This is a genomic window from Candidatus Aeolococcus gillhamiae (genome assembly GCF_016464765.1).
GTDB lineage: Bacteria > Chloroflexota > Dormibacteria > Aeolococcales > Aeolococcaceae > Aeolococcus > Aeolococcus gillhamiae.
This window is the reverse complement of sequence record NZ_JAEKNS010000136.1, coordinates 1-7,109: the sequence shown is the minus strand read 5'-3', so window position 1 is coordinate 7,109 and position 7,109 is coordinate 1. Positions and strand designations below refer to the sequence as shown.

The 7,109-nt window shown below is 71.1% G+C and carries 7 protein-coding genes; 4 read left to right on the top strand and 3 right to left on the bottom strand.

Going from position 1 to position 7,109, the window contains the following annotated elements; genetic code table 11:
- The first annotated feature begins 207 nt into the window (after nucleotides 1–207).
- Both JF886_RS13700 and JF886_RS13695 read left to right on the top strand, forming a co-directional pair.
- Nucleotides 208–1,218 (top strand): hypothetical protein, encoded by a 1,011-nt coding sequence (locus tag JF886_RS13700; protein ID WP_337313391.1) that lies wholly within the window; start codon nucleotides 208–210, stop codon nucleotides 1,216–1,218.
- Between the two features lie 126 nt (nucleotides 1,219–1,344).
- Nucleotides 1,345–4,011 carry an ATP-binding protein gene (locus JF886_RS13695; protein ID WP_337313389.1) on the top strand — a complete coding sequence of 889 codons (2,667 nt, stop codon included), beginning with the start codon at nucleotides 1,345–1,347 and terminating at the stop codon, nucleotides 4,009–4,011.
- Nucleotides 4,012–4,015: 4 nt separating this feature from the next.
- Here the strand turns inward: JF886_RS13695 and JF886_RS13690 are convergent, their stop codons facing one another.
- On the bottom strand, nucleotides 4,016–4,471 hold the full coding sequence (locus tag JF886_RS13690) for a GNAT family N-acetyltransferase (protein WP_337313387.1): 456 nt from the start codon (nucleotides 4,469–4,471) through the stop codon (nucleotides 4,016–4,018).
- Between the two features lie 73 nt (nucleotides 4,472–4,544).
- Between JF886_RS13690 and JF886_RS13685 the strand changes: the two genes are divergently transcribed.
- Nucleotides 4,545–4,751 (top strand): helix-hairpin-helix domain-containing protein, encoded by a 207-nt coding sequence (locus tag JF886_RS13685; RefSeq protein WP_502711437.1) that lies wholly within the window; start codon nucleotides 4,545–4,547, stop codon nucleotides 4,749–4,751.
- 5 nt (nucleotides 4,752–4,756) lie between these two features.
- Here the strand turns inward: JF886_RS13685 and JF886_RS13680 are convergent, their stop codons facing one another.
- Both JF886_RS13680 and JF886_RS13675 read right to left on the bottom strand, forming a co-directional pair.
- A complete protein-coding gene (locus tag JF886_RS13680; protein WP_337313385.1) occupies nucleotides 4,757–5,377 on the bottom strand; it encodes a TetR/AcrR family transcriptional regulator in 621 nt (206 codons plus the stop codon).
- Between the two features lie 43 nt (nucleotides 5,378–5,420).
- The gene (locus JF886_RS13675; protein ID WP_337313383.1) at nucleotides 5,421–6,077 is read right to left on the bottom strand and encodes an NADPH-dependent F420 reductase; all 657 of its coding nucleotides are present in this window, start codon (nucleotides 6,075–6,077) and stop codon (nucleotides 5,421–5,423) included.
- A gap of 107 nt (nucleotides 6,078–6,184) precedes the next feature.
- On the opposite strand from JF886_RS13675, the gene JF886_RS13670 reads away from it, so the two are divergent.
- A partial coding sequence (locus JF886_RS13670; RefSeq protein WP_337313381.1) for an ABC transporter ATP-binding protein occupies nucleotides 6,185–7,109 on the top strand: 925 nt, incomplete at its 3' end.

Sequence of the window (7,109 nt, the reverse complement as noted above, 5' to 3'; positions counted from 1 at the left end):
TGGCATGGCTGCGAGACCAGGTCTCGAGCACCTCGCGCTGCTCCGCAGAGACGTAGAGTGCAGCTGCCGCCGATGACACGACAGCATCATCCCAGACAGCCATCTCACCGTCAATCTATTTGCTGGACGCTGCACTAGGTGATCCCTAGCGCCTCCTTGAGCAGGGGTACCACGCTCAGGTGGGGCGGCCTCTGCAGGAGAGACGCGATGCGAGCGAAGCAGTTGAGGCGGGCGAGGAGGTCGGCGGTACTGGGAGCGGTTGTCGCCCTTGCGGGAATGGGCTTGTCGGCGTCCCTGACGCAGGCGGCCGGGCACCACCAGCGCGACCGCGGGTTCCGGACCATCGACCATCCCGGCGCGGGAACGGGACCCGGACAGGGCACGTTCCCGTCGGGGATCAACAAGCAGGGCGACGTCGTCGGCAACTGGGTCGACGGGAACGGCTACAACTTCGGCTATCTCCTCCGCGACGGGAGGTACTCCGCGATCACGGATCCCAACGCGGGAACCGGTCAGGGACAGGGCACGACTCCCATCAACATCAACTCGGACGGCCTGGTGGTGGGGTACTACGTCGATGGCACCACCGGCGCGTACCACGGCTTCATCCTTCAGAACAAGCAGTACACGACCATCGATGTGCCGTGCCCCACGTGCGGCGCCGGCTCTGGGACGATTCCGCAGGGCAACAATGACGCAGGCCTGATCGCCGGCCTCTTCATCGACGACGGCGGCGCCTACCACGGGTTCATCCTCGACCACGGGCAATACACGATCGTCGACCATCCCACGTCGAGCAAGCTGGCCGCCCAGGGCACCTTCTTCGGCAGCGTCAACGACCACGGCGTCGTGGCGGGCGGGTGGCACGACAGCAACAACGTCCAGCACGCGGTGCTGTACCGCAACGGCCACTACCGCGAGTTCAACGATCCCAGGGCGGGCAAGAACCCCGGTGAGGGCACTGTGGGATTCACCGTCGACAACCACGGCACGCTGGTGGGCTACTACATCAAGGGAATGGTCACGATCAACGGAACGGCCACGCCGGCCACCCATGGCTTCGTGATGCGCGACGGCCGCTACACGACCGTTGACGACCCCAAGGGAGTGAACAGCACGCTCCAGGCCATCAACGACGGGGGAACCCTGCTCGGCACCTACACCGATTCAGCTGGAGCGACACACGGCTCCCTCAACAGCCGAGGGGGTGACGACTGAGCAGTCACCGACGGTCGCGACAGCTGTGATGCCAGGGTGGGTGACGCGTCGCGCGTCGCCCACCCTGTGCGCGTTGGGTGCGGTCGCGGTTGACCCTCGATCGCACGCGCCCTACCGTTCGCCAGCATGGCGATTCGGCTGGCCTCCGACCAGAACCTGCCCGTGGAGCTCTCGACGTTCTTCGGGCGGGGCCGGGAGCTGGGTCAGCTGCGCCAACTGCTCGCGACGGACCGGCTGGTCACCGTCACCGGCACCGGAGGTGTCGGCAAGACGCGGCTCGTCACCGAACTGGCGCGGGGCGCGGTGTTCGATTTCCCGGAGGGGGTGTGGTTCGTCGAGCTGGCCCGTGTGGGAAGCGGCGAGTTGGTGGCCACGGCCATCGCGGAAGCGACGTCCGCGCCCCGCGACGCGCAGACGGCCGCGCTCGAGCGCGCGGTGCGGCGGCTGAACGTGGGGCGGCAGCTGCTCGTCCTTGACAATTGCGAGCACGTCGTGGCCGGGGCGGCCGAGGCCAGCTGGGAGTTGCTGACGCGGTGCCCCGGGCTCACCGTGCTGACCACCAGCCGCGAGCCGCTGGCGGTGAAGGGCGAACGCGTGGTTCCTTTGCCGCCACTGCGACTGCCGGAGTCCGGTGATGTGCGCGCCGCCCATGCGGTGAGCGAGGCAATGGTGCTGTTCGCCGATCGGGCGCGGTTGCTCGATGGAGACGGCTCGCTTCCGCCCGACCTGGCGGCTGACGTCGCCGAGATCTGCCGCCGCCTCGACGGCCTGCCGCTGGCGCTCGAACTGGCCGCCGCGTGGGTTCCGGTGCTTTCGCTGAAGCAGGTGTGCGACCGGCTCGATGGCAGCCTGGTGCTGCTCGGCCGGTCGGGCACCGGCCGCCCCACCAGGCACCGAAGCATCCGCGCGGCGCTGGAGTGGAGCGAGCGCTTGCTCACGCCGGCGCAGGCGACGGCGTTGGTGCGGTTGTCGGTGTTCGGCGGCGGATTCTCGCTGGAAGGCGCCGATGCAGTCGCCGGGAGTGATTCGGGCGGCGAGTCCACCCTCGAGCTGATCGCGGCGCTGGTCAACCGCTCGCTGGTGGTGGCGGACACGACCGCGACGGACGAGGCGCGCTACCGCCTGCTGGAACCCGTGCGGCAGTACGCGGCGGACCGGCTCGCGGCGCGGCCGGATGGCGAGGAGGAGCGGACGCGGAGCGAGGCGCTCGGCTACCTCGCCGGCCTGGCCGAGGCGGCCGAAGAGCCGATCCGCGGTGGACCGGATGCGCCGTGGCTGCTCCGGCTCGACGCCGAGCGCGACAACATCCGCGCAGCGCTGGCGTGGGGCTTCGAGCACGATCCTGACGCGGCCGCGCGACTGGCGACGGCGCTGATGGTGTACTGCCGGCATCGCTGCCTGTACCGGGAGGGCGCAGCGTGGGGTCACCGGGCTGCCGCGGTGGGCGGCCAGTTACATGCCCGGGCTCTCTGCATGGAGGGCTGGCTCATCAGTGAGGCGGGCGAGGCCGCGGTGGGACGGTCGCTCGTGGAGGAGGCGTACCGGCTGACGGCCGAGAATGGATCGGCGCAGGACCTCGCGATGGTGCTGCACGCGCGGGCGCTCGCCGAGTACGCCTGCGGCGACGTCGACGCGCTTGTGCGGACCGGCGACGAAGGACTGAAGCTCGCTCGCCGTTCGGGCGACCCGACGCTACTGATGTGGGCGCTGTGGGCTCCCGCTGTCGCCGCATCGATAACCGGCAAGCAGCAGCGCTCGCTCGACCTGTTTGCCGAAGCGCACGCCATCGCGGTGGCACTGGGCAATGGGGTGTGGGGCTCTCTGCTGGCCGTCAACGTCGTGGAGGTGGCCCTCGACCTCGGCGACCTCGCCAGGGCCATCCCGTTCCTGCGGGGCGAGCTTGCCGCTGCCAGCGACGCCGACCCCACCAGCTGTGGGTATCTCATCGAGCAGGCAGCTGTCCTCGTCACACGGGCGGGTGATGGCGGCGCTGGCGTTCGGCTGCTGGCAGCCAGTCGCGTGGCGTTGCGGCGCACCGGGTACAGGGAGACGCCCGATGAGGCGCAGCGTCGCCAGCGGTTGATGGAGGCGGCGCGCGAGGGGCTCGACGCCCCGGCGGCGGATGCTCTTGAGGAGGCGGGTGCAGCGCTGACACTCGCTGAGGCGATCGAGGAGGCGCGCGCGGCGGCGGCTCCGCCCACGACGATCGGGGTGGCGGAGCTCGGGAGCATCCCCGGGAACTCCTTCCTCCGGGAAGGGGAGTTCTGGTCGCTGGCCTACGCGGGGGTGGTGACGCGCGTCAAGGACAGCAAGGGGATGCGTGACCTGGGGCGTCTCATCGCCGCCCGTGGCCAAGGGGTTGCAGCTGTGGACCTGGTCAGCGGCGAAGGACGGCGCCGGGGGTGGCCAGAGGGCGGCGCCGGGCTCGAGGGTGACGTCGGCGAGGTGCTGGACGCGGAGGCGCGCGCGCAGTACCGCGCGAGGCTGGTCGAGCTGGAGGAGACGATCGCCGATACGGAAAGGTGCAACGACCCTGTCCGGGCGAGCCGCGCGCGCGACGAGCGCGAACTGATCCTCGCCGAACTCGGTGCTGCGGTGGGACTTGGCGGGCGGCCCCGACGCGCTCTTGATCCGGCCGAGCGGGCGCGAAAGGCGGTGGCGTGGCGGATCCGGGACGCGATCAACCGCATCGTCGCGGGGCACCCCGCCTTGGGGCGGCACCTGCAGCGCTCGGTTCAGACGGGCAGCTTCTGCGTCTACGACCCCGCCGAGGCCACCCACTGGAGCCTTTGAGGGGTCAGGAGGGAAGCGGCTCGCGACCGGGAGCCGACCAGTCCCAGGTGAGCATCACGTGCTCGCTCTCCTCATTCGCGCCGGACGCGCGGTAGGCGCCGAGAGCGGCGGTGTTGTCCGCGTCGGTGAGGGTCCACATGTCGTAGCAGTGGCGCTGACGGGCGATCGCGGCGAGCTCACGGAGCAGCGCCTTGGCGACGCCGCGGCGGCGTTCGTCGGGGGCGACGGCGAGCTCGTAGACGAACATCTCCCTGCCCTTGTCCGGGTGGATCATCTCGACCCCGGTGACGAAGCCGACCGGCTGGCCGGCGCGGCAGGCGAGGAGCAGGTGGTGGGTGGGGTCGCGGAGGAAGGAGCCCACCCACGGCTGCTGCGGCGGCTGGTCGAAGAGGTCGGCGGCGTCCATGACGTCGGCGTCGTCGCCACTTCCGAGGCGGCAAATGGTGAGGTCGTCCGGCACGGTGTCGATGTTGGGCGATGTGTCCTTGCTCCGGCTACACGGCCGCGGCCGGCGGCGCCGCACAATGCCAGGTGTGACCAGGGACAAGACCGGGGGCGCGCTGATGCCGAAGCTGTCGGCGCCGGCGCGGCGCGCGCTGGAGCACGCGGGGTACACCCGGCTCTCGCAGTTCTGCGACGTGACCGAGGCGGAGCTGCTCACGCTGCACGGCATGGGGCCGACGGCGGTCGCCGCGCTCCGCGCCGCCCTCGAGGAGAACGGGCTCTCGTTCGCGGGCTGAGGGCGCTAGCGTCCGCGCAGGAAGGCACGGAGGGTGACGTCGAGCCAGGTGGCGAAGCGCGCCGGCGTCCAGCCACGGTCGGTGGTGAGACTGACGATCGCGCGCGGGCCGGCGAGCACCCAGAGGATGTCCGTGACCGCGGCCGCGGTGACGGCGCGGGGCAGCAGGCCGTCGCTCTCCAGCCGCTCGGCGAACGCACGGAAGTCGCCGAGCGCGCGCTGCATGGCGACCCGCTCCACGGCGGCGATCTCCGGTTCGACCGCTGCCGCCTGCGCGGCGACGCCGAGGAGCGCCGCGGACCGCTCCATGGTGGAGCGGCCCATCTCGACGATCGCGTCGAGGCGCTGGTCGAGGATGAGGCCCTCGAGGGCCGGTCCCACCAGCGGCTGTCCTCCGACGGCGCTGGTCTCGAGGCAGCGCTCGAAGAGGCGCGCCTTGGAGTGGAACCGGACGTACACGGTGCGTGGAGAGACACCGGCGGCTTCGGCCACCGCGAGCAGCGATGTGGCCACGTAGCCGCGCTCGATGAAGAGCCCGGTGGCCGCCTCGAGGACGCGGCGCTCGGTGAGGGCGACCTGCTCGCGCCGGAGGCCGCTCTTTGCAGCGGGCGTGGCGGCACTGGTCATCGAGTGCATTCTGCGCATACTGATTGCAGTCGCGCTGTATGCGTCAGCCTCGGAAATCCGCCGCGCGCTCCGGGCTTGCCTCCGCCAGGGCGCGACGCACACCGTCGGCGTCGAGGTCGGCCGCGTACACCGGGCTACCGGGCTGCTGGCGCCAGGACTCGTCGAGGCCGCCGGCATCGACACCATCGAAGCCGAGCTCGCCGACGAGGGTGAGAACCACCGCCTTGGCATCGTCGTCGTCGCCGGCGACGGGCAGGGCGATGCGGCCGGGGCTGCCGGCGGCCTGGCCGCGCTCGAGCAGGTGCTGAGACCGGATGGTGTTGAACGCCTTGACGACAGGGCGGCCCAGCTGCTGCGACACCCAGCGGCTCTCGGTCGTGCCGCCCTCGATCTCCTCGATGCGGCCGTCGCGCTGCGGATAGTAGTTGTTGGTGTCCACGACGCCGACGTCGTCCGGCACCCCGTCGAACAGCCCGTGCGGAAGGGTGGGAACGCCCTTCTGGGGGATGGTCACGACCACCAGGTCGACGTCGTGCACCGCCTCGGCCACTGGCACTGCGGTGGCGCCAGTCTCGACGGCGAGTTCGGTGAGGGTCTCCGGGCCGCGCGAGTTGGCGACCTTGACCTCGTGACCCAGGGCAGTGAGGCGGTGGGTGAGGGCGGCGCCGATGTTGCCCGCGCCGATGATGCCGATCTTCATGTCCACCGCTCCTGGAGTGCCTGTTGGTTGGCGGGTCAACGGTAGCGCGGGTGCGGAGTTGGTCGACCGCGGACGGCGGCGCGCCTGTCCCTGCGAGACTCGACGGCATGATCAGCCAAGTCGAGCGCGCCGCCGCGTCCCCTGCAACCGGCGACGCGTTGCCAGTGATGGTGCAGGAGTTGGTCAAGCGCTACCCGAAGCGGCCCACCAATGCTGTGGACGGGGTGAGCTTCTCGGTCGCCCACGGCGAGGTGTTCGGACTGCTCGGCCCCAACGGCGCCGGCAAGACGACGACCGTCGGCGTGCTGACCACGCGCGTACGCCCCACCAGCGGGCTGGCCATGGTGACCGGGATCGACGTGATGCGCGACCCCGTGGCGGCGAAGCGGCGGTTGGCCACCGTCCCGCAGCGATCCAACCTCGACCGGGCGCTGTCGGCGCGGCAGATCCTCCTGTTCCACGCGGCGTACTTCGGGATCCCGGCCGCCGAACGGACGCGCCGCGCCAACGCGCTGCTCGAGGAGTTCGGGCTCCTCGACCGCGCCGACGACAAGGTCGACTTCTTCTCGGGGGGCCAATCGCAGCGGATCATGATCGCGCGCGCCCTCATGCATCAGCCCGAGGTGCTCTTCCTCGACGAGCCGACCACCGGGCTCGACCCGCAGGCGCGACTGTTCGTGTGGGACCGCCTGCGCGATCTCAGGTCGCGCGGGGTCACCATGATCCTCACCACCCACGACATGGACGAGGCGGCCGAGCTGTGCGCCCGGGTGGCGATCATGGACCGCGGCAAGATCCTCGCCATGGACACGCCGGAAGCGCTGACCGAGACGGTCCCGGGGCAGAACAGCCTGGAGGTGGGCATCGCTGTGGCCGCTGGCGACCGTGAGGCGCTGCTGGCGGCGCTCAGCGCGGTGCCCGGGGTGGAGCGCGCCGAGCCGGTCAGCAAGAGCGGCGGTGGAGGGCCGGCCGGAGGGGCCAACCCGTGGGCTGCCTTCGCCGCCGGCGGCGGGGCTCCGTCCGGCGGCGCGG